The following is a 20,902-nucleotide window of genomic DNA, read 5'->3' on the forward strand; positions in this document are numbered from 1 at the left end:
CGTTGGTTATTTCGCTGGCCGGGGCTTACTGGTTAACCCGTTCGGATAATGGAGCGGATAACTAATATGGGCTGGACGAGTAAATTTAAGCGATTGTTCGGAGCCGAAGAGGCCAAACCGGCCGCTGATGAGGTGGTAGCGGATGAGCAGGCGGCCGAGGAGCAGAGTGCAGAGCTGTCGCCGGAGTCAGAACCAGCTGCGGAGCCGCCCAGCGAACAATCGATTCAAGTAGAGCCTCAGCCGGAAGAAGAGTCTCAGTCGGCAGAAGAGCCAAAGCCGCTAGAAGAATCTCAGTCGGTAGAAGAGACCCCGCCGGTAGCAGAATCCAGCCCCGAACCGGAAGCTCTTGCTGAGCCTGAGCCTGAGCCTGAGCCTGAGCCTGAGCCTGAGCCTGAGCCTGAGCCTGAGCCTGAGCCTGAGCCTGAGCCTGAGCCTGAGCCTGAGCCTGAGCCTGAGCCTGAGCCTGAGCCAGAACCCAAACCCGCTCCTGAACCGGCGACGTCAGCCGAACAGCCCAAATCCGGTTGGTTTGATCGGATTAAGAAGGGCCTGGGCCGCACCAAGGCCAATCTGACCGATGGTCTGGCCAATCTGTTCCTGGGCGCCAAGGAGATCGACGACGATCTGCTCGAAGAGATCGAAACCCAGCTGCTGCTGGCCGATATCGGGGTCGAGGCGACCACCGAAATCATCGAGAACCTGACCGACCGGGTGGCGCGCAAGCAGCTCGGTGATGCCGAAGCGCTTTACCAGGCGTTGCAGCAAGAGCTTGCGGGGCTGTTGTCCGAACACAGCGGCGCGCTGCAGATCGATTCCAGTAAGCAGCCCTATGTGATTTTGATGGTTGGCGTGAACGGAGTGGGCAAAACCACCACCATCGGTAAGCTGGCCAAACGCTTCCAGGCCGAAGGCAAGTCGGTCATGCTGGCGGCCGGTGATACCTTCCGCGCCGCGGCGGTGGAGCAGCTGGAAGTTTGGGGCGAGCGCAACAATGTGCCGGTAGTGGCCCAGCATACCGGCGCCGACAGCGCCTCGGTGATCTACGATGCGGTCCAGTCGGCCAAGGCCAAGGGAGTCGACGTGGTGATCGCCGATACCGCCGGACGGCTGCAGAACAAAGCTCACCTGATGACCGAACTGGAAAAGGTCGTTCGGGTGACGCGCAAACTGGACGACACCGCGCCCCATGAGGTGATGCTGGTGCTCGATGCCGGCACCGGTCAGAACGCGCTGAGCCAGGCGGCACTGTTCACCGAGGCGGTGGGTGTCACCGGGATTACCCTGACCAAACTCGACGGCACAGCCAAAGGCGGGGTGATCTTCGCGATCGCCAAGCAGTTGGATCTGCCGATTCGCTTTATCGGTGTCGGCGAGCAGATCGACGATCTGCGGCCGTTTGACGCCGATGAGTTTATCCAGGCACTGTTTGCCCGCGACTAGGTTCCTTAGTCTTTACCAAAACCAGACGAGCGCCGCGATGATCCGGTTCGATAATGTCAGCATGCGCTACCCCGGCGGCCACGAAGCACTGAGCCGGGTCAGCTTCAGTTTGGAGCGCGGCGAGATGGCCTTTCTGACCGGCCACTCCGGAGCCGGTAAGAGTACCCTGCTGAAGCTGATCATGCTGATGGAGAGGGCCTCACAGGGCCAGGTGTTTGTCGGCGATCAGAACCTGAACCGGATGGCGGTCGATCAGATTCCGTTTCTGCGCCGCAAGATCGGGGTGGTGTTCCAGAATCATCAGCTGCTGTTCGACCGCAGCGTGTTCGACAATATCGCGCTGCCGCTGCAGATCTCCGGCTACGAGAAGAGCAGCATCGGCCGGCGGGTACGGGCGGCACTGGACAAGGTCGGCCTGCTCAACAAAGAGAAACTCAACCCGATTTTACTCTCCACCGGCGAGCAGCAGCGGATCGGTCTGGCCCGGGCGATCGTCAACAAGCCCCAGGTGCTGCTGGCGGACGAGCCTACCGGCAACCTGGATCCGCAACTGTCGGCCGAGGTGATGGGCCTGTTTCATCAGTTCAATCAGGTCGGCGTCACCGTACTGGTGGCCAGTCACGATCTGGATCTGATCTCGCGGATGCCGCACCGCTGTCTGACCTTGCAACAGGGGCGGTTGGCCGATGCGTAGTAGCCCTCAGCAAGACAAGCCCAAGGCGCGCGGTAGCGCCTCTACCCAGCAGCCCGATCTGAAGGACCGCGGCGGCAGCTACCTGAACCACCACTTCGAAACCGCCAAGGTCAGTTGGCAGCGGTTGATGGCGACGCCGTTGGCAACCCTGATGACGCTGATGATGATCGCCATCGCGCTGAGCCTGCCGGGTGTGCTCTATGTCGGGCTGCAGAATGTCGAACAGTTGGGGCAGCGCTGGCAGGGCTCGGCCCAGCTGTCGGTATTTCTGGCCGACAGCCTAAGCGAGGCGGAGGGTCGTGATCTGGCCCAGCAACTGAGCGATAACAGCCAATTCAGCCAGCTCAGTTATCTTTCCAAAGACGAGGCGCTGGCCGAATTCAAGGCCTATGCCGGTTTTGGCAATGCGCTGGAGCTGCTGAAGGAAAATCCGCTGCCGGCGGTGATTCTGATTACTCCCAGCACCGACTACCTGCTGTCGGATGATCTGTCCGATCTGACCCAGCAGCTGCTATCGCTCGATGGGGTCGACGATGTGCGGATCGATATGGATTGGGTCCAGCGACTGCAGGCGATGGTCGTTCTGGGTCAGCGCACGGTGCTGCTGTTGGGATTGCTGCTGGCGCTGGGGGTGGTGCTGGTGGTCGGCAATACGATCCGGCTGGAGATCCAGAACCGCCGTGATGAGATTATCGTGGTCAAGTTGGTTGGCGGCACCGACAGCTTTGTCCGGCGGCCGTTTTTGTATACCGGTTTCTGGTATGGCATCGGTGCCGGGCTTGTGGCCTGGATGTTGGTGCAGTTGAGTTTATGGTACCTGGGAACAGTGGTGGATCGGTTGATCCAGTTGTACCATTCGGAGTTTCAGCTTCAAGGGTTGGGGCTGGGGGCAACGTTGTTGTTGATGTTAATTGCCGTGACACTGGGTAGCGGCGGGGCATGGTTGGCGGTGCTAAGGCATCTGCGGGCCATCGAACCCCGTTGACCGGTGTGTGAGTTAGCGCTGGACTGGATGAAAAGTGCTTTTCAGGTAGTAGCGAAGGCGCACCAGGAGGTGCTTCATGTTTGGATCAGGAAAGCTAAAGCAACAAAACGAACAACTCCAGCAGCAGCTGGATCAGACTCAACGTCAGGTTGAGCAGCTCGAAAGCGAGCTTCAACAGGCACGCGAGCAGGCGGAACATGCCCAGGCCAGTGTCAACGATGCCCACCGCCAGCAACAGGAACGCTTCCGCACGCTCTGGTTTACCGGCGCCGATGCGGTGTTGGAAGTGCGTGAATCGATGGCCCAGTCGGCCAGTGTACTCTACGACGAGCGCCACATTCTCGATGATGCCAAAGATGTTTTCTCCCGCAGTGCTTCAACGCTGGAGGCGATGGAGTCATCGCTGCAGGCGATTGCTGCCGATGCCGAGCGCAACTGTGAGCATGTCGGCGAGCTGCAGAACACCGCCCAGGAGATCAACAAGTTCGTCGGGGCGATCAGCGAAATCTCCGAACAGACCAACCTGCTGGCACTGAACGCGGCCATCGAAGCGGCCCGAGCCGGTGAGCAGGGGCGTGGTTTTGCGGTGGTGGCCGATGAGGTTCGTGCGCTGGCGCAGAAGGCCAATTCCGCCAGCTCCGAAATCACCCGTTTGGTTGGCAATATCACCCAGCGCACCGCCGTGGCCGACAGCGATATCCGCGGCATGGCCGAGCAGAGTCAGGATCTGGTCTCCTCCACCAACGAGGTCAGCGGCGCGGTGACCGAAGTGGTCGACCTGTCCCACAAGATGCACCGGATCGTCAGCCGGACCGCTGCCGAGACCTTTATCGAAACCGTCAAACTGGACCATGTGGTCTGGAAGACCGAAGTCTACAAGCGTCTGCTGGGGCTGAGCAGCAAACAGGCCAACGAGTTTGCCGACCATACCCAGTGCCGCTTGGGCAAGTGGTACTTCGAAGGTGACGGTCGCCAGTTCTACTCCGACAGCAGCAGCTTCCGCCTGCTGGATGGTCCCCATAAAGGGGTTCATGACAGTGGCCTGCAGGCGCTGGCGCTGATGGAGAAAGACGATTGCGAGGGTGCGCTGGGCGCCCTGGCCGACATGGAAGAGTACAGCGCCCGGGTGCTGGATCTACTCTGTCAGCTGTCCAACGAGCTGGTCCAATAGCGCTATTAAGCAGGCGGACAAAATAGGCTTCGTTGCTATCTTGTCCGTCTCCCGGCGGCCAATGCTGACGTATTTCAGCATCAGTTTGTTGGCCCGCAGGGTGAATATTCTCAAGCCGATCAAGCGCTTAGTCCGTGACTTGCGATAGGCTTGAACGGCCGTTATAGTTACTGGTCCCGTGCATTCCTGTGCGGGATTTTCGATGGAACCTTTGTTATCGCCAAGGGTCCATTAATCGACATTTTGAATTTGCGATAAGAGGTCGATAGATAGCGTATGGGTACCAGCCTGCAACCGATGGATCTGATGAGCCCGGGGCGTAACCTCGATGCTTATATTTCCACCGTCAGTGCGATCCCGATTTTGAGCCCTGAAGAGGAGCGCTCGCTGACCGAGCGGCTCTACTACCAGCAGGACCTGGAAGCGGCACGCCAGTTGGTTATGTCGCATCTGCGCTTTGTCGTCCATATCGCCAAGAGCTATTCCGGCTACGGCCTGAATCAGGCCGATCTGATCCAAGAAGGTAACGTTGGCCTGATGAAGGCGATCAAACGCTTTGACCCCCGGGTCGGCGTTCGACTGGTGTCCTTCGCGGTGCACTGGATCAAAGCCGAGATGCACGAGTTCATCCTGAAGAACTGGCGTATCGTCAAGGTGGCGACCACCAAGGCCCAGCGTAAGCTGTTCTTCAACCTGCGCAGCTCCAAGAAGAGCCTGTCCTGGCTGACCAACGATGAGGTCGACGCGATGGCGACCGATCTCAAGGTCGAGCCGGCGGTTGTTCGCGAGATGGAGCGTCGCATGAGCGCCAGCGATGCGGCCTTTGATCTGGGTGTCGACGACGACAACGAGGAGGCCTACAAGGCCCCGGCCTACTACCTGGAAGACAAGCGCAACGACCCGGCCCGTCTGGTTGAGGATGCCCAGTGGGATCAGGATAGCAACGCACGACTGGCGTCGGCGATCGGCGATCTGGACGAGCGCAGCCGTAACATCCTGGTGCAGCGTTGGCTCAGCGAAGAGAAGGCGACTCTGCACGAGTTGGCGGCTGAGTATCAGGTTTCTGCTGAGCGGATTCGTCAGCTGGAAAAGAACGCGATGAAAAAGGTTCGGGCGGTACTGGAGGCCTGATCCTGATTTGATCGTTACAAACGCCGGGCTTGTCCCGGCGTTGTCGTTTCTGGCCGACAGAGCCGGTCGAGAAGCGGCGTATCCATTAAGGTTGTGGAGGATGTTTGCGATGACACAACTATCGCTGAGAGGGCGCTGGATGCTGATCCTGGCGGCGCTGATGGGCGCGGCGTCGGTGGGATTGAGTGCGGCGGCGGCCCATGGCCTGGCCGGTCTGGTTGGACCGGAACATATCGAGCGACTCCAGACCGCCAACCGCTACCTGACCCACTACAGCTTGGTGATCCTGGTGCTGGGCTTGTTTTACCAGTATCGTCCCTGGCCGGGGCTGCGCTGGGTGGTCGGCCTGTTTGCCGTTGGAACCGGTATTTTTTGTGGTGCTTTGTATATACTCTGCGTCACTGAAATCAGCTGGTTTGCGCGGCTTACCCCGATCGGGGGGTTAACCCTGCTGGGGGCCTGGCTGCTGTTGGCCGGGGTCGTCTGGCGACAAGGCGCACAGAGTCGGAGAGAGTCATGATCGAGATCGAATTGAACGGTGAAGCCCACCAACTTAGCGGACCGACCACGGTCGCCGAGCTGCTGCAGCAGCTGGGTCTTGGTGATAAGCGTGTGGCGGTGGAATACAACCTCGATATTCTGCCCAAGGGTCGCCATACCGAGACGCCGCTTAGCGCCGGTGATCGGGTTGAGATTGTCCACGCCATCGGTGGTGGTTGATTTTCTGCCCCGGCGCCCATATCTAACCCCTATTCGTACCATCCCACTGCCCAATTAGAGAGCACACTATGAGTGAATCCCGCCTGGATACCCCGTTGAGTTTTGCCGGAATGACCTTTAACTCCCGTCTGTTGGTTGGTACCGGTAAGTACAAGGACCTGCAGGAGACCGGGGAAGCGATCGAAACCAGTGGTGCTGAGATCGTGACCGTGGCGGTGCGTCGAACCAATATCGGTCAAAATCCGGACGAGCCGAATTTGTTGGATGTGATCTCGCCGGACAAGTACACCATCCTGCCGAATACCGCCGGCTGTTTTAACGCCAAGGATGCGGTGCGCACCTGTAAGCTGGCCCGCGAGCTGCTGGACGGCCATGATCTGGTTAAGCTGGAAGTGCTGGGTGATCAGAAAACCCTGTACCCCAATGTCACCGAAACCCTGGTGGCGGCCCGTGAGCTGATCGATGACGGCTTTAAAGTCATGGTTTACACCAGCGATGATCCGATCGTCGCCAAAGAGCTGGAAGAGATGGGCTGCGTGGCGGTGATGCCGCTGGGCTCGCTGATCGGCTCTGGTCTGGGTATCCGCAATCCCTACAACATCAAGCTGATCCTCGAGAACGCCAATGTGCCGATCCTGGTCGATGCCGGTGTTGGTACCGCCTCCGATGCTGCCTTGGCGATGGAGCTGGGCTGCGACGGCGTGCTGATGAATACCGCGATCGCCGCTGCCGGTAATCCGGTGCTGATGGCCTCGGCGATGAAAAAGGCGATCGAAGCCGGACGTGAGGCCTACCTGGCTGGACGGATGCCGCGCAAACTGTACGCCAGCGCGTCGTCCCCGATCGACGGTTTGATCCTCTGATTGGATCTTTCGCGTTTTGATATGACGTCAGGCTGCTGAAAGACGCCGCCTGGCGCTGTTATCGCAGGATATTTTCAGTTTCCGGTAACAGATACCTACGAGCCGAGTCTTCTAGACTTGCAGTTGTCGGTAGCACCGATTCTTCTAACAGGGCAAGCTCGATCTCGAGTTTTGTCATCGACCCAATGGGGTCGCCACTAACGGACAGGGCTTATGCCAACACAACTCCAGCGAATGCTCAGTGGACTCGAGGCCGACGGGCAGGCCGGGCTGCTTAAGGCGGTTCAGCACGGCATCGAAAAAGAGGGGCTGCGAGTCACGTCGCAGGCTCGGGTGGCGCAAACCGGTCATCCTGAATCGCTGGGGTCGGCGTTGACCCATCCCCGTATCACGACCGACTATTCCGAAGCGCTGCTGGAGTTCATCACCCCGGTCTTTCAAGATGTGGACGCGGCGTTGGAGCATCTGTGCGAGCTGCACCGTTTCACCTATGGGCAGATTGGTGACGAGCTGATCTGGGGCGCCAGTATGCCGTGTCGGATCGACGACCCGAGCGAGATTCCGATCGGGCGTTACGGAGACTCCAACAACGGTCGCATGAAGCATATCTACCGGGTCGGTCTGGAGTCCCGCTACGGTCGGGTGATGCAGTCGATCGCCGGGATCCACTACAACTTCTCGATTCCCGATGGCCTCTGGCCAGAACTGCAGCGATTGCAGGGCGATACGGGTGAGCTGCAAGACTTCCGTTCGCGCAGCTACTTCGGCCTGCTGCGCAACTTCCGTCGTTACAGCTGGTTGCTGAACTACCTGTTCGGCGCCTCCCCGGCGTTGAGCGACAGCTTCGTCGACGGCGATGATCACCAACTGGAGCGATTCGACGACAACACCCTCTATGCGCCGCACGCCACCAGTTTGCGGATGAGCGATCTGGGTTACACCAACCAGGCCCAGGCGTCGCTGTTTATCTGTTACAACACCCTGGAAAACTACGTCAACACACTCTCTGAGGCGGTTCAGACCCCCTATCCGGCCTACGAGCAGCTCGGCGTGAAGGATGACCAGGGGCGCTATCTGCAGCTCAACACCAACCTGCTGCAGATCGAAAACGAGTACTACAGCGATATCCGTCCCAAGCGGGTAACCGAGTCCGGCGAGAAGCCGCTGCAGGCGTTGGCGGCTCGTGGGGTCGAGTATGTTGAGGTCCGTAGCCAGGATATCAACCCGCTGTTGCCGCTGGGACTGGATGCCGAGCAGTCACGCTTTATCGACAGCTTCCTGCTGTTCTGTCTGCTGGCCGAGTCGCCGGAGATCGATGGTGATGAGTGCGAGCGGTTGCGGCAGAACCATAACCGGGTCGTGCGGAGCGGGCGTGAGCCGGGCTTGACGCTGCTATACGGAGAGTCTGAGCGTGATCTGCAGGCTTGGGGTGAGGAATTGCTGGATCAGACGATGAAGGTTGCCGAATTGCTGGACCGGGTCCACGGCAGCAGCTGCCACAGCCGTTCGGTCCAGCAACAGCGTCTTAAACTGGCCGATAGCGAGTTGACCCCGTCGGCGCAGATCTTGCGGCTGATGAAAGAGCGAGGCCAGGGCTACGACGAGTTCGTACTGGCTCAATCGAAGCAGCATCGGGAGCGTTTGCTGAGCGAACCGCTGACCGATTCGCAGCGTCAGGGGCTGGAAGAACTGGCACGGCGTTCCCATCAGCAACAGCAGCAGATGGAGCAGGTAGAACAGCCGCCATTCGATCAGTTTCTGGCGGACTATTTCGGCAGCTAAACTCGCTGATAGAAAAAACGCGCCCAAGGGCGCGTTTTTTATGTCCGTATTGGCGGCTGGCCCGCCGGGTTTCAGTTCTGGGTTACAAAACTGGTGAACAGCAGGTCATCCAGCATCGAGAAACCTTCCTCACCGTACTCGCTGACCATGATCTGGCGGATGCTCTCCATCGCTTCCAGACGCAGCTGTTCGCGTCCGGCGGCGGTGCTCAGACTCTCGTCGGTCTGGCGGCTGAACAGCATCACCAGGTTATTCCGAATATGTGGGGTGTGGTGTTTGATATTGGCTTCTGCCTCGCTGCTGGTGACCCGGATGGAGACTTCGGCCTTGAGGTATTTGAGCGGCCCGACACCACCATAGTTGGTGATAAAGGGGGGCTGCAGCTCGATATATTCGATATAGCTGCTCTCCTTCTCTCCGTCTTCGGCAAAACCGGACAGCGGCAGCAGGCAAAGTAACAAGGCTAACAGCGATCGTTGGAAAAGCATGGGGCAATTCTCGGCTTGGTCTCGGTTTCGTTCAGGCTTGCAGGCAGCACAAGAACGGCTCGGGGCGTTTCTCGGCTGCTAAGCAGTATATAACGTCGCTTCGGTTTTGTGCACCGGAGGTCTAACCTCCGGTGCTATTCAAGCTGTTGATATGGCAATCGTCTTGGCGCTAGTATGGTGCTGACTAAATTGCCCTTGAAGGGGCCTTTAAGAAGGAAGTGGCGATGTTAGAGCAATGTCGTAACGCAAAAGAGCGCTGGGGTGGTGTCAGTGATCTGATCGACCGCTGGCTGCAGGAACGTCAGGACCTGCTCAGCCTGTTCGTCGCTTTGCCACAGCAACAGCTGGGTGACGAGCTGTCCGATCTGCTGCGGCAGTTCAGTGAGATCCTGGTTGATTATGCGTCTTCATGGCACTTCGGTGTCTATGAGCACCTGCTGGCGGAAGCGGGCGAGTTTAACGACGGTGGTCTCGAGCTGGCCAAGGAAGTGGATCCCAAGATTCGTGCGACGACCGATCAGATTCTTGCCTTTAACGATCAGTATTCGGACCGGGAAGCCCTGAATGTTCAGGAAATTGCCCATCTGAGTCAGGATCTGTCGAAGCTTGGTGAGGTGCTGGCGGAACGTTTTGAGCTTGAAGATCAGTTGATCGACAACCTGCATACCGCCCATAAAGACCGGATCTGATGACCCTGAGCAAAAGCACGGGACGATTGAGTTTCGGGCTGGCGTTGGCGCTGGTCCTGGCCGGATGCTCCCAGGGCGACAAGCCCAGTGATCAGGCCGAGTATGCGGTGCAGGGCCTTTACAGCGCGGACATCTCCGAAGACAGTCGTTTCGGTATCGTCGGCTCAATCCAGCACGGCGGTAGTCTGTGGAAGCTGCAGGACGACGAGCGGCTGTTTAATTGGAACCACGCCGAAGGGGCTTACAGCAACCTGGTGGCGGCTGATTTCTCCCCCGAGGGCGATTACGCCATCACCGCCGGTCAGCAGGACATGGTGCTGTGGCAGGTGTCCGATGGTCAGCCGGTTTGGTTCTGGAATGCCCCCTCGGGAATACTTGACGCCGCCTTGGCCCCGGACGGTAACTTCGCCCTGCTGGGGCTGGATAATCACACCGCCGTTTACTTCGATATCAAAAATGGCGGCTTACGCCATACCCTGACCCACCAAGGACGAGTCCGTGCGGTTGATGTCAGCCAGGATGGTGACTGGGCCTTGACCGGGGCGGACGACAATATTGCCCGCTTCTGGGATCTGCAAAGCGGTGATCTGGTCCATCAGGTGCAGCATGAGAACGGCGTCAACACCGTGGCGTTGTCGCCCAGCGGTGCCTTTGCCTTCAGTGCTGGTCAGCTGGAAAAGGCGCTGATCTGGCGTACCGGCAGCGGTGAACTGCACCAGACCCTGACCACCGATGAAAGCTTCGTGGCGCAGCGGATCAGTTATACCGCAGCACGTTTCTCTCCTAACAGCGATCAGTTGTTGACCGGTACCAGCTCTGGCTTGGTACAGCTTTGGGATGTCAGCGAGGGGGCCGAATTGCGGCGTTGGGAACTGTTCAAACGCGATCCGTTCCGACCCACTAGTGCAACTGTCTATGGATTGGGGTTCGGCAACGGGGTCTACTACGCCATCGCTTCCAACGGCTTTGTTAACGTGCTGCGATAGCGCGGGATAGCACAGAGCTGAAACGAAAAACGGAGGCCTGGGCCTCCGTTTTTTGTGGCTGCTGAAGCAGAGCGCTTATTGCGCCGCGGCAGCTTCGGGCTTGGTTTCGGCGCCCGGGTTGATATCCAGCAGTTCGACTTCGAATACCAGGGTCGAGTTCGGGCCGATGACCTGGCCCATTCCGAGCGGGCCGTAAGCCAGTTCTGCTGGGATATAGAGCTCGGCTTTGCCGCCCTTGGCCAGCAGCTGCAGACCTTCGGTCCACCCCGGGATTACGCCGTTAAGCGGGAAGGTGGCTGGACCACCGTGGCTGTAGGAACTGTCGAACTCGGTGCCGTCGATCAGGGTGCCTTTGTAATGCACCTGAACGGTGTCGGTGGCCATCGGTTTGGCGCCTTCACCGGCCTCGATGATCTTGTACTGCAGGCCGCTTTCGGTGGTTACGACACCCTCTTTCTTGGCGTTTTCTGCCAGGTAGGCTTGGCCGGCCTGGAGGTTGGCTTCAGCCTGTTTGGCTTGCTGTTCCTGCTGGCGCTGCTGGAAGCGGGCCTGGGCCTGCTGCATTGCCTGCTGAAGCTGCTCATTGCTGATGCTGCGCTCATTACCCTTGAGGGCAAATTCCTGCAGTCCTTTCAGGAAGGCTTCCTGGTCCAGCTTGTAGCCCAGTCCTTCCATCCGGGTGCCGACATCCAGTCCCATGATGTAGCTGACCTTGGATTCGTCGGACTCAAGCCCGGCGGCTTGCGCCTGGGGCAGGGCGAACATCGTGGTTGCCAGAGCGGCGGCCAACATCGTTTTCTTCATTCTGATACCTTCAGGTCTATCTGGTAAATCAACGGGCAGCCGAAGCTGAGGCGTTGAGGCTAGCTATAGGGGCAGCAATATAACTGGAAAGTTCAACCGAATACCAGCTTGGGGCTAATCGGAGCGCTTCGGCATCAATGCGATGAAACCGCTGTGGTACACTTGCGCGCCATGATTGAACTGATCGAATTGAGCCTGCAGCGGGGCAAAAGCCAACTGCTGCAGCAGGTAGACCTGCGCCTGCACGCCGGTCATAAAGTAGGCCTGATCGGCGCCAACGGTTCCGGTAAGTCGAGCCTGTTCCAATTGCTGCTGGGCGGCCTGGAGGCCGATGGTGGCGAGCTGAAGATTCCATCCCAGTGGCGTCTGGCCCATATGGCTCAGGAGGTCGCGGCGTTGTCGCGCCCGGCGGTTGAGTATGTGCTCGATGGCGATGCCGAACTCCGCTCGCTGCAACAGCAGCTGGTCGACGCCGAGTCACAGGGGAAGGTCCATGATCTGGGTGAGCTGCATGCCCGGCTGGCGGCTATCGACGGCTACAGCGCTGATTCCCGGGCGAGGCAGCTGATGCATGGCCTGGGATTCAGCGAAGCGGAAGTGGAAAAACCGGTATCGCAGTTCTCCGGAGGGTGGCGTATCCGCCTGAATCTGGCCCAGGCATTGATGAGCCGCTCTGATCTTCTGCTATTGGACGAACCCACCAACCACCTGGACCTGGACGCCACCCTGTGGCTGGAGCAGTGGCTCAAGGCCTACGAAGGCACGTTGCTGCTGATCTCACACGATCGGGATTTTCTCGATCGGGTCGTCGGCCATATCGTCCACCTACACCAGGCCAAGTTGAACCTCTACAAAGGCAACTACTCGGCATTTGAAAAGATCCGCGCCGAGCGCCTGGCGCAGCAGCAGTCGGCCTACGAGAAGCAGCAGCAGCGGATTACCCAGATTGAGGGCTTCGTGCGTCGCTTCAAGGCCAAAGCCTCGAAGGCCAAGCAGGCCCAGAGCCGGATCAAGGAGCTGGAGCGGATGGAGCTGATCGCACCAGCCCATGTGGATTCGCCGTTCAGCTTCAGCTTCGACAGTTCCGACAAGCTTTCCAGCCCGCTGCTGGCGCTGGAGAAGGCGGCCTTGGGGTACGGTGATCCGGCGCTGATCAATAACTGCTCCCTGAGTTTGCAGCCGGAGATGCGTATCGGGCTGCTCGGTGCCAACGGTGCCGGTAAGTCGACCCTGATCAAGTCGCTGGTCGGCGATCTACCGCTGAGTGGTGGCGTGCGCCACGAAGGCGAGAATTTGCGGATTGGCTATTTCGCTCAGCATCAGCTCGAAGCCCTGGATCTGGAAGCCTCGGCATTGTTGCACCTGCAGCGGCTGGCACCGACCGAGAGCGAGCAGCGGGTCCGAGACTACCTGGGCAGCTTCGGCTTCCGCGGCGATGATTGCCTGGAGCCGGTGCGGCTGTTTTCCGGTGGCGAGAAGGCTCGGCTGGCGCTGGCGCTAATCGCCTGGCAGAAGCCCAACCTGCTGCTGATGGACGAGCCCACCAACCACCTCGATCTGGAGGTTCGGCACGCGCTGACATTGGCGCTGCAGGGCTATCCGGGGGCCTTGATCCTGGTATCCCACGATCGGCACCTGTTGCGTAACTGTGTCGATGAGTTTCTGCTGGTCAGCGACGGCAGGGTGCAGCCGTTTGACGGTGATCTGAACGACTACGCCCGTTGGTTGGCCGAGCGCAACGCAGCGGCTGATGCTGAGCTGGCAGCGACGAAACAGGCTGTTGGAGGCGAGTCGGCCCAGGACCGGAAGGAGCGCAAACGGCAGCAGGCTGCACGTCGTCAGCAGCTGGCGCCGCTGCGTAAGCAGGTTGCAAAGCTGGAGCAGGAGCTGGAGCAACTCGAAGTTGAGTTGCAGCAGATCAACGATCAGTTGGCCGACAGCGCGCTGTACGAGGATGATGCCAAGGAACGGTTGAAGCAGTTGCTGCAGCAGCAGGCGCAGCTGCAGCAACGTAGTGAAACCACCGAGGAACAGTGGTTGAGTCGCCAGGAAGAGCTCGAACAGCTGCTGGAGCAGGAGTCGTCCTAAGGGCACGACTCCGTCTGGGTTACTGCGGTCCGAGGTGGCCGATTAAGCGCGATGCCGTAAGGGTGCTCTTAACCGGCCTCGAGAAAATTTGTCATCTCATCGAGCTGATCGGTCTTGTCGTGGAGCAATTGGAAGGTCTCCTGTACCTTGGAAACGTCCAGACCGAGGCGCTCATAGAGGTCGGAAGGAATGGCGCCGGCCGGTCCATCGCCCATGCCGTTGATGCGCATGACCCGCAGGCTCAGGTCGATGATCTGGGCATACTGCTGGAACTCACCGTCGTAGCTCATTGAATTCTGATAGCGAATCCCTTTCACCACCTCTTCGGGCAGGTTCCAGGTCTCCATCAACCAGGCGCCGATCTGCTCGCGGGTGACATTGAGAATCTGCTTCTCGATGTACTCGTGGTGCAGGTGCGGGTTGGCTTCGATATAGCGCGATACCAGCGAGAAATGGGGCGGGAAAATATGCGCCAGGGTCAGGTAGCCGAAGTTGTGCAGCAGGCCAGTCAGATAGACCAGGCCGGGACGCGGCCGCTTATCGGCCGGCACCTGTTTGGCCAGCTTTTCCGATAGCGTGGCGCAGAACAGTGCCTGCAGCCAGTAGGGGGTGCTGCCGCGGGGAGTATCGGTGGGCAGTTGCAGCGTCCGGCCCATGGCCACGCCCAGGGCAAGGTTGACCACCAGGTCGTAGCCCAGTACCCGCACAATCGCATCGTGAATCGAGTCGATACCGCCGGGAGCGGCGTAGTAGGGCGATGCTGCCCAGCTCATCACCTGAGCCGACAGACTCGGGTCCATCTGGACGATCGGTACCAGGTCATCGACACCGGCGTTGGGGTCGGCCCGCAGCTCGATAATTTTCTGGGCGGTGGGGGGCAGGGTCGGCAATCCCAGGGTGTCTTCCAGACGTTGCTTGATCCGCAGGGTGGTGAACTTCTCCACCGCCCGGGTGATCACGGCGACATCGTTACCTTCGGGTTGCTTGGCGTCGATGGCGGCCGCACTGATGCCCAGCTTGCAGTATTGAACATTATCACCCAGCAATACGCTGTTGAGCCGCAGAACCCGGCCGCTGTTGGGCTCAAGAACATCGAAGTCGCCGTCGAGCTTGCAGCCGGAATCGATCAGGACCGGTAGCGTCAGCAGTTGGCGCACGCCCTTCTCGGCACTCAGGGCTTCCTGGGAGAAGAAGGTTTCAGAGTCGTGGGCAGACAGCGGCTGCAGTTGGCGTTGGGTGTGTTTCCAGACGCTGACCAGGTTGAGCAATTCGTCACCGGGCAGTATCACCAGGGCGCGCCCCTGGGAGTCGTTAAGCATGACGATGCGGAGCTTTGGCTGGCTCATACCTTTAATCCTTTAGCGTACTGGTCGTTAGTAAATCGTAGTTTCGGCCTCAAGACTGCGTCAAGTTATAGCCGGACGGCTATTATACTCAGACGAATATACATTGCCGCTTCAGCTGTTAGCGGCTGAATTAACGGGGAATTTAGCAAAATGGACAGCTTCTATCGCAGTTTCTCGGGGTGGGTCAGTGTTAGCCTGCTGGTGTTGTTAAGCCCATTATCACAGGCCGCCAGCCGGGCTGATCCGGAGCCGGCCACCGGGCTGCAGAGCCGGGTCGAGGCGGTGGCGGCCGAGCGGATGCTGGTGGTCACGGCACACCCGGAAGCGACCCGGATCGGCTATCAGGTGTTACGCCAAGGCGGCAGTGCGGCCGATGCGGCCGTGGCGGTGCAGGCGGCGCTGACGATGGTGGAACCGCAGTCATCCGGCATCGGTGGTGGTGCCTTCCTGCTGCACTGGGATGCCGCTGCACAACGGCTGCAGGCGTTCGATGGTCGAGAAACGGCGCCGGCGCAAGCCGATGGCGATCTGTTTATCGGGGCCGACGGCAAACCGATGGCTTGGCGTGATGCCCTGGTGGGTGGTCGTTCGGTAGGCGTTCCGGGGGTGTTGCGGATGCTCGAGTTGGTTCAGCAGCAGCACGGCAAGCTACCCTGGTCGACACTGTTCGACCAGTCGATCACGTTGGCCGAGCAGGGCTTCGAGGTGACTCCCAGACTGCACCAGATGTTGGTGGATGAGATCAACCCGGGGATCAAGCGCTATCCCCAGGCGCGGGATTACTTCTACCCCGGTGGCGAACCGCTGGCGGTCGGTGCCCGGTTGCAGAACCCGGCGTTGGCCAAGGTACTGAGTCAGATCGCCAGTGAGGGCGCCGATTATCTGTATCAGGGAGAGATGGCGGACAAGCTGGTTCAGCGGGTTCGCGGCGCCGAGGACAACCGGGGGCGTCTCAGCCAGCGGGATCTGTTGGATTACCGCGCCAAGGAGCGGGTGCCGCTCTGTCGTGCCTTTCTGCAGTACCGGGTTTGTGGCATGCCGCCGCCGACCTCCGGCGGCGCAACGGTATTGCAGATTTTGGGCATCCTGGAAGGCTATGAGTTGGCCGGGATGGATCCCCACGGGGCCGAGTTCGCCCACCTGATGACCCAGGCCTCGCGTCTGGCCTATGCCGATCGCGGTCGTTATCTGGCCGACAGCGACTTTGTCCCGGTACCGCTGCCGCAGTTGCTCGACCCGGCCTACCTGAAGGCACGAGCCGACATGATCGATCCGCAGCAGGATATGGGCAAAGCCCAGGCCGGTGAGTTTGACGGCATCAGCTTGATCGATGGGCGCTCACCGGAGCTGCCGTCGACCACCCATTTCGTTATTGTGGATAAAGAGGGTAATGCGGTGTCGATGACCAGCTCGATCGAGATGGCGTTCGGCTCGACCCTGATGGTGGATGGGTTTTTGCTCAACAATCAGCTGACCGACTTCTCCTTCGTCGCCGAGCGTGACGGTCTTGCGGTGGCTAATCGGGTCGAGCCGGGCAAGCGGCCGCGCAGCTCGATGTCGCCGATGATGGTGTTTGATCAGGATGATCGGCTGATTCTGCTGGGTGGTTCGCCGGGAGGCAGTCGGATTATCAACTATGTGGCACAGATGCTGTTGGGAAGCCTGGTTTGGCAGCTGCCGATCGAGCAGGCGGTGGCGATGCCGCATATCAGTAACCGCAACGGTATCACCGAGTTGGAGCAGGGAACCCCGGCGGCTAATCTGCAGTCCGCACTGGAGCAGCGGGGCCATCAGATCAAAGTGCGGGATATGAACAGCGGAATCCATGCCATCGTGCGCGCTGAAGACGGTCGTTGGTATGGTGCGGCTGATCCGCGCCGTGAAGGGTTGGCGCTGGGAGACTAGTTCCGAGCAACCGGCATAAAAAAAACGGGCCTAGCGCCCGTTTTTTTGATCGGAAGAGCGGAGATCAGTCGATCACCAGCACGCCGTCCATTTCGACGCCAACACCCTTGGGCAGCTCGTTAACGCCGATGGCGGCACGGGCCGGGTAGGGCTGCTCGAAGTAGCGTGACATGACCTCATTGACGGTGGCGAAGTTGGCCAGGTCGGTCAGAAAGATATTCAGCTTGGCGATCTGGTTCAGGTTGCCGCCAGAGGCTTCGCAGACCGCTGACAGATTTTCAAAAACCCGTACCACCTGAGCTTCAAAATCACCCTCAACCTGTTCCATTGTGGTCGGATCCAGCGGGATCTGGCCGGACAGATAAACGGTGTTGCCGATTTTGACAGCCTGGGAGTAGGTGCCGATCGCCTTAGGTGCATTGTCGGTGTGGATAATGGCGCGGTTGCTCATAGAAACCTCGAATTGTTGTTGTGGGTTATGGACGAGCCTTGGCTCTTCTACTAACGGGGTTGATAACGGGTGATTATTTCTAATGTCGTCGAAATTGCAAGCACGGCTTGCTAGGTTCTGACGATTTTGGAGACGGATTTGATGGTTCGGATCCGCTTAATGATCTGCGCCAAGTGGATCCGGTCGCGAACCTGAAGGTCCAGATGCACCGTGCTCATCTGCGCCTCTTTCTCGTCGATATCGATCCGGTGGATATTGGCGCCGGCCTGGGAGGCCTTAGTCGCCAGGGTCGCGATGATGCCGCGCTGGGCGGCCAGCTCGATACGCAGGTTGACGGTGAAGTCGTCGTCGATATCGGCATCCCAGTTCAGGTGGATGCATTTCTTCGGGTCGTCACGGAAATCCTGCATGTTGCGGCAGTCATCCCGGTGCACGACGATGCCGCGGCCGATACTGATATGGCCCAGGATATGATCGCCGGGGATCGGGTGGCAGCAGCGGGCGTAGGACAGAACCAGTCCTTCGGAGCCGCTGACCGACATCGGGGTGGCGTTGCTGTCGCTCTCTTCGCTGCTCTGCTGCAGGCGTTGGGCGACCAGGTAGGCCATTCGGTTGCCCAGACCGATCTCCATCAGCAGGGCGTCCAGGTCCTTCAGCTCGGCCTCACGCAGGTATTCCTGCAGCTGAATCGGATTGATCTCATCGACCGAGCTGCCCATGCCGGCCAGGAACTGGTTCAGCAGTCGGCGACCCAGGTTGAGGGACTCCTCCTCCTGCTTGTGCTTGATGTAGTGGCGGATGTTGGAGCGGGCTTTGCCGGTCACCACAAAATTGAGCCAGGCCATGTTCGGCTGGGCGCTCTTGGTGGTGATGATTTCGACGGTCTGGCCGCTTTCCAGCGGGGTGCTCAGTGGCGCCAGGCGCTTGTTGATCCGACAGGAAACACAGCTGTTGCCGATATCGGTATGCACCGCGTAAGCAAAATCCACCGGCGTCGCCCCCTTGGGAAGCTCGAACACGTTGCCTTTGGGGGTGAACACGTAGACTTCGTCGGGGAACAGGTCGATTTTGACGCTCTCGATAAAGTCCATCGAGCTGGTTGCGGTTTTCTGCATCTCCATCAGCCCCTGGACCCATTGGCGGGCACGGTTGTAGCTGGTTTCGATGCGCGACTGATCTTCGCTGCTCTTATAGTGACTGTGGGAGGCGATCCCCTGGTTGGCGATATCGTCCATCTCCTTGGTGCGGATCTGGATCTCGATCGAGATATCACGGGCACCGAACAGATCGGTATGCAGCGACTGGTAGCCGTTGGCCTTCGGGATCGCGATGTAGTCTTTGAAGCGCCCAGGGACCGGCTTGTAGTGGTTATGGACCGCGCCGAGAATCCGGTAGCAGGTGTCGATCTTGTCGGTCACGATTCGGAACGCGAACACGTCCATGATCTCGTTGAACGATTTCTTCTGCGCCACCATTTTGCTGTAGATGCTGTACAGGTGTTTCTCGCGCCCGCTGACCTCGCCCGGTAGCCCCTGTTCTCGCAGGATCTTGCTGATGGTGTAGCCGATCCGTTCGACCACATCGAGACGGTTGCCGCGGGCCCGCTGCACCGCCTTGCCGATCAGCTTGTAGCGCATCGGGTAGTAGGCTCGGAACGCCAGGTCTTCCAATTCGACATGGATATCGTGCATCCCCAGTCGGCTGGCGATCGGGGCATAGATATCGAGGGTTTCGCGGGCGATGCGGCGCTGCTTCTGCGGCGGCATCACCCCGAGGGTGCGCATGTTGTGCAGGCGGTCGCCGAGCTTAACCAGGATGACCCGGATATCCTCGGCCATCGCCATGATCATCTTCTGGAAGTTTTCCGCCTGGGCTTCGGCCTTGGTTTCAAAGTGCAGGTGGGTCAGCTTACTGACGCCGTCGACGATGCCGGTGACCGCTTCGCCAAACTGGCTGTTGAGCGCTTCGGCGCCGACCTGGGTGTCTTCGATGACATCGTGCAGCATCGCCGCCATCAGACTCTGGTGATCCAGGTTCATGGTCGACAGAATCTGCGCCACCGCCAGCGGGTGGGTGACGTAGGGCTCACCGCTCTTGCGGCGCTGACCATCGTGGGCCTGCTCGGCGTAGAAATAGGCGCGCCGCACCTGATGGATCTGTTCAGGATCCAGGTAGCGGGTCAGCTCATGGGAGAGGGTTTGAATCGTCGACATATCGCAACTATAACAGCAATTGCGGCGCTTGCTCGTCGATTCGGCGCCCGATCGCGGAACGACGGGCGCGGCAGGGATCTAGCGGGCGTTGATTACTCGCTCTCAACAGCTTCGGAAGCCTCTTCGAGCAGCTCCTCAACATCGACCGGACGCTCTTCCAGAATGCTGGCGTCGACCAGGCCTTCAGCGATTTCACGCAGGGCAACAACGGTGGGCTTGTCGTTTTCCCAAGCAACCTTCGGCTCCTTGCCGCCGGTAGCCAGCTGGCGCGAGCGCTTAGCCGAAACCATGATCAGTTCGAAACGGTTTTCGACATTTTCCAGACAATCTTCAACGGTTACGCGAGCCATTATCAACCTCAAGCAAATTCAACTGGCTTCAAAAAAGAGCCGTGCAGTGTACAGAAAATCGCCATCGACTGGCAAGCGATCGACGGCGCTAAGCGGTGAATAAGTGTCTTATTTGAGCAACTGCTCGATCATTTCACCGTGACGAAGCTGTTGGCTGGCCAGCAACTGGCGACGGGCCACGAAAATGGCCTGCAGTTCGGACAGCGACTGTGCAAACTGATCGTTGACCACCAGATAGTCGAATTCGTGATAGTGGGACATCTCGCTGACCGCTTCGCTCATCCGCTGGGCGATCACTTCGTCCGAGTCCTGGCCGCGGTTGTTGAGGCGGCGCTCCAGTTCCGGGCGTGACGGCGGCAGAATAAACACCGAAACCGCTTCGGGCATCAGCTCCCGGACCTGGGCGGCACCTTGCCAATCGATCTCCAGAATCACATCACGACCTTCTTCCAGGGTTTGCTCGACCCAGCGTTTGGAGGTGCCGTACTTGTTGGTGAACACCTCGGCGTACTCGAGGAAATCACCGGCGGCGATCATACGATCAAACTCGGCCAGTTCGGTGAAGTGATAATCCTTGCCATCGACCTCGCCGGGGCGCGCAGCCCGGGTGGTGTTGGAAACCGAGACGCAGATCAGAGAGTCCTGCTCGAGCAGAGCCTTTACCAGGCTGGTCTTACCGGCGCCGGAGGGCGCGGAGATGATGTAGAGGGAGCCTTTAGCCATAACAGTATCGGGATTTTGCGATGCTTTAACGGAAAAACCGCCCCAGTCGGCGGTGCGAAACAGGCATTGTACT

Annotated in this window: 20 protein-coding genes; 13 read left to right on the forward strand and 7 right to left on the reverse strand. The window is 59.3% G+C overall.

From position 1 onward, the window contains the following. Window positions 1–66: 66 nt before the first annotated feature. The 9 genes from ftsY (at window position 67) to gshA (ending at window position 8,786) form a co-directional block, all read left to right on the forward strand. Window positions 67–1,440 (forward strand): signal recognition particle-docking protein FtsY, encoded by a 1,374-nt coding sequence (gene ftsY, locus ACO05M_RS04150; protein ID WP_421868155.1) that lies wholly within the window; start codon window positions 67–69, stop codon window positions 1,438–1,440. 37 nt (window positions 1,441–1,477) lie between these two features. After that, window positions 1,478–2,134: a cell division ATP-binding protein FtsE gene (gene ftsE / locus ACO05M_RS04155; protein WP_114696606.1), complete on the forward strand. Its 657-nt coding sequence runs from the start codon at window positions 1,478–1,480 to the stop codon at window positions 2,132–2,134. Continuing rightward, on the forward strand, window positions 2,127–3,119 hold the full coding sequence (gene ftsX, locus ACO05M_RS04160; protein ID WP_421868158.1) for a permease-like cell division protein FtsX: 993 nt from the start codon (window positions 2,127–2,129) through the stop codon (window positions 3,117–3,119). The genes ftsE and ftsX overlap by 8 nt, the downstream gene beginning before the upstream one ends. 76 nt (window positions 3,120–3,195) lie before the next feature. Continuing rightward, entirely contained in the window at window positions 3,196–4,290 is a 1,095-nt protein-coding gene (locus ACO05M_RS04165) for a methyl-accepting chemotaxis protein (protein ID WP_421868161.1), read from the forward strand. A 276-nt stretch (window positions 4,291–4,566) separates the two neighbouring features. After that, window positions 4,567–5,421 carry an RNA polymerase sigma factor RpoH gene (gene rpoH, locus ACO05M_RS04170; protein ID WP_421868165.1) on the forward strand — a complete coding sequence of 285 codons (855 nt, stop codon included), beginning with the start codon at window positions 4,567–4,569 and terminating at the stop codon, window positions 5,419–5,421. Between the two features lie 109 nt (window positions 5,422–5,530). Continuing rightward, complete coding sequence (locus ACO05M_RS04175; protein ID WP_421868168.1) at window positions 5,531–5,941, forward strand: DUF423 domain-containing protein; 411 nt, start codon at window positions 5,531–5,533, stop codon at window positions 5,939–5,941. After that, a complete protein-coding gene (thiS, locus tag ACO05M_RS04180) occupies window positions 5,938–6,141 on the forward strand; it encodes a sulfur carrier protein ThiS (RefSeq protein ID WP_421868172.1) in 204 nt (67 codons plus the stop codon). Before ACO05M_RS04175 ends, thiS begins: the two co-directional genes overlap by 4 nt. A gap of 68 nt (window positions 6,142–6,209) precedes the next feature. Further along, the gene (locus ACO05M_RS04185; protein ID WP_421868175.1) at window positions 6,210–7,004 is read left to right on the forward strand and encodes a thiazole synthase; all 795 of its coding nucleotides are present in this window, start codon (window positions 6,210–6,212) and stop codon (window positions 7,002–7,004) included. 213 nt (window positions 7,005–7,217) lie between these two features. Continuing rightward, complete coding sequence (gene gshA / locus ACO05M_RS04190) at window positions 7,218–8,786, forward strand: glutamate--cysteine ligase (protein WP_421868178.1); 1,569 nt, start codon at window positions 7,218–7,220, stop codon at window positions 8,784–8,786. Window positions 8,787–8,857: 71 nt separating this feature from the next. On the opposite strand, the gene ACO05M_RS04195 is transcribed toward gshA, so the two are convergent. Then, window positions 8,858–9,274, reverse strand: a complete 417-nt coding sequence (locus ACO05M_RS04195) for a flagellar basal body-associated FliL family protein (protein ID WP_421868181.1) — start codon at window positions 9,272–9,274, stop codon at window positions 8,858–8,860. A 224-nt stretch (window positions 9,275–9,498) separates the two neighbouring features. Here ACO05M_RS04195 and rsd point away from each other — a divergent pair, with 224 nt between their 5' ends. Together rsd and ACO05M_RS04205 are read left to right on the forward strand one after the other, a co-directional pair. Next, entirely contained in the window at window positions 9,499–9,963 is a 465-nt protein-coding gene (rsd, locus tag ACO05M_RS04200) for a sigma D regulator (RefSeq protein WP_421868183.1), read from the forward strand. Further along, window positions 9,963–10,949 (forward strand): WD40 repeat domain-containing protein, encoded by a 987-nt coding sequence (locus ACO05M_RS04205; protein ID WP_421868186.1) that lies wholly within the window; start codon window positions 9,963–9,965, stop codon window positions 10,947–10,949. Before rsd ends, ACO05M_RS04205 begins: the two co-directional genes overlap by 1 nt. 75 nt (window positions 10,950–11,024) lie before the next feature. Here ACO05M_RS04205 and ACO05M_RS04210 read toward each other — a convergent pair whose 3' ends face one another. Then, window positions 11,025–11,753 (reverse strand): FKBP-type peptidyl-prolyl cis-trans isomerase, encoded by a 729-nt coding sequence (locus tag ACO05M_RS04210; protein WP_421868189.1) that lies wholly within the window; start codon window positions 11,751–11,753, stop codon window positions 11,025–11,027. Window positions 11,754–11,924: 171 nt separating this feature from the next. On the opposite strand from ACO05M_RS04210, the gene ACO05M_RS04215 reads away from it, so the two are divergent. Beyond that, window positions 11,925–13,841 carry an ATP-binding cassette domain-containing protein gene (locus ACO05M_RS04215; protein ID WP_421868192.1) on the forward strand — a complete coding sequence of 639 codons (1,917 nt, stop codon included), beginning with the start codon at window positions 11,925–11,927 and terminating at the stop codon, window positions 13,839–13,841. Between the two features lie 68 nt (window positions 13,842–13,909). Here the strand turns inward: ACO05M_RS04215 and ACO05M_RS04220 are convergent, their stop codons facing one another. Next, window positions 13,910–15,187 (reverse strand): HDOD domain-containing protein, encoded by a 1,278-nt coding sequence (locus tag ACO05M_RS04220; RefSeq protein WP_421868194.1) that lies wholly within the window; start codon window positions 15,185–15,187, stop codon window positions 13,910–13,912. A gap of 150 nt (window positions 15,188–15,337) precedes the next feature. Between ACO05M_RS04220 and ggt the strand changes: the two genes are divergently transcribed. After that, window positions 15,338–17,092, forward strand: a complete 1,755-nt coding sequence (ggt, locus tag ACO05M_RS04225; RefSeq protein ID WP_421868197.1) for a gamma-glutamyltransferase — start codon at window positions 15,338–15,340, stop codon at window positions 17,090–17,092. A 64-nt stretch (window positions 17,093–17,156) separates the two neighbouring features. On the opposite strand, the gene ACO05M_RS04230 is transcribed toward ggt, so the two are convergent. From ACO05M_RS04230 to gmk, 4 genes are all read right to left on the reverse strand, one after another. Beyond that, window positions 17,157–17,543, reverse strand: a complete 387-nt coding sequence (locus ACO05M_RS04230) for a RidA family protein (protein WP_421868200.1) — start codon at window positions 17,541–17,543, stop codon at window positions 17,157–17,159. A gap of 110 nt (window positions 17,544–17,653) precedes the next feature. After that, a complete protein-coding gene (gene spoT, locus ACO05M_RS04235) occupies window positions 17,654–19,756 on the reverse strand; it encodes a bifunctional GTP diphosphokinase/guanosine-3',5'-bis pyrophosphate 3'-pyrophosphohydrolase (protein ID WP_421868202.1) in 2,103 nt (700 codons plus the stop codon). A 92-nt stretch (window positions 19,757–19,848) separates the two neighbouring features. Next, window positions 19,849–20,106 carry a DNA-directed RNA polymerase subunit omega gene (gene rpoZ / locus ACO05M_RS04240; protein ID WP_114696622.1) on the reverse strand — a complete coding sequence of 86 codons (258 nt, stop codon included), beginning with the start codon at window positions 20,104–20,106 and terminating at the stop codon, window positions 19,849–19,851. Window positions 20,107–20,214: 108 nt separating this feature from the next. Beyond that, window positions 20,215–20,829: a guanylate kinase gene (gene gmk / locus ACO05M_RS04245; protein ID WP_421868205.1), complete on the reverse strand. Its 615-nt coding sequence runs from the start codon at window positions 20,827–20,829 to the stop codon at window positions 20,215–20,217. Between the last annotated feature and the right edge of the window lie 73 nt (window positions 20,830–20,902).

The organism is Motiliproteus sp. (assembly GCF_965230735.1).
Classification (GTDB): domain Bacteria; phylum Pseudomonadota; class Gammaproteobacteria; order Pseudomonadales; family Balneatricaceae; genus Motiliproteus.

What these genes read in the sequence shown, in the direction of transcription:
- ACO05M_RS04175 (WP_421868168.1), top strand. Translation starts at nt 5,531, where the DNA reads ATGACACAACTATCGCTGAGAGGGCGCTGGATGCTGATCCTGGCGGCG.
- ACO05M_RS04210 (WP_421868189.1), bottom strand. Translation starts at nt 11,753, where the DNA reads ATGAAGAAAACGATGTTGGCCGCCGCTCTGGCAACCACGATGTTCGCC.
- gshA (WP_421868178.1), top strand. Translation starts at nt 7,218, where the DNA reads ATGCCAACACAACTCCAGCGAATGCTCAGTGGACTCGAGGCCGACGGG.
- rpoH (WP_421868165.1), top strand. Translation starts at nt 4,567, where the DNA reads ATGGGTACCAGCCTGCAACCGATGGATCTGATGAGCCCGGGGCGTAAC.
- ACO05M_RS04195 (WP_421868181.1), bottom strand. Translation starts at nt 9,274, where the DNA reads ATGCTTTTCCAACGATCGCTGTTAGCCTTGTTACTTTGCCTGCTGCCG.
- rpoZ (WP_114696622.1), bottom strand. Translation starts at nt 20,106, where the DNA reads ATGGCTCGCGTAACCGTTGAAGATTGTCTGGAAAATGTCGAAAACCGT.
- rsd (WP_421868183.1), top strand. Translation starts at nt 9,499, where the DNA reads ATGTTAGAGCAATGTCGTAACGCAAAAGAGCGCTGGGGTGGTGTCAGT.
- ACO05M_RS04205 (WP_421868186.1), top strand. Translation starts at nt 9,963, where the DNA reads ATGACCCTGAGCAAAAGCACGGGACGATTGAGTTTCGGGCTGGCGTTG.
- ACO05M_RS04220 (WP_421868194.1), bottom strand. Translation starts at nt 15,187, where the DNA reads ATGAGCCAGCCAAAGCTCCGCATCGTCATGCTTAACGACTCCCAGGGG.
- ACO05M_RS04230 (WP_421868200.1), bottom strand. Translation starts at nt 17,543, where the DNA reads ATGAGCAACCGCGCCATTATCCACACCGACAATGCACCTAAGGCGATC.
- ggt (WP_421868197.1), top strand. Translation starts at nt 15,338, where the DNA reads ATGGACAGCTTCTATCGCAGTTTCTCGGGGTGGGTCAGTGTTAGCCTG.
- ACO05M_RS04215 (WP_421868192.1), top strand. Translation starts at nt 11,925, where the DNA reads ATGATTGAACTGATCGAATTGAGCCTGCAGCGGGGCAAAAGCCAACTG.
- ACO05M_RS04165 (WP_421868161.1), top strand. Translation starts at nt 3,196, where the DNA reads ATGTTTGGATCAGGAAAGCTAAAGCAACAAAACGAACAACTCCAGCAG.
- thiS (WP_421868172.1), top strand. Translation starts at nt 5,938, where the DNA reads ATGATCGAGATCGAATTGAACGGTGAAGCCCACCAACTTAGCGGACCG.
- ftsE (WP_114696606.1), top strand. Translation starts at nt 1,478, where the DNA reads ATGATCCGGTTCGATAATGTCAGCATGCGCTACCCCGGCGGCCACGAA.
- spoT (WP_421868202.1), bottom strand. Translation starts at nt 19,756, where the DNA reads ATGTCGACGATTCAAACCCTCTCCCATGAGCTGACCCGCTACCTGGAT.
- ftsY (WP_421868155.1), top strand. Translation starts at nt 67, where the DNA reads ATGGGCTGGACGAGTAAATTTAAGCGATTGTTCGGAGCCGAAGAGGCC.
- ftsX (WP_421868158.1), top strand. Translation starts at nt 2,127, where the DNA reads ATGCGTAGTAGCCCTCAGCAAGACAAGCCCAAGGCGCGCGGTAGCGCC.
- ACO05M_RS04185 (WP_421868175.1), top strand. Translation starts at nt 6,210, where the DNA reads ATGAGTGAATCCCGCCTGGATACCCCGTTGAGTTTTGCCGGAATGACC.
- gmk (WP_421868205.1), bottom strand. Translation starts at nt 20,829, where the DNA reads ATGGCTAAAGGCTCCCTCTACATCATCTCCGCGCCCTCCGGCGCCGGT.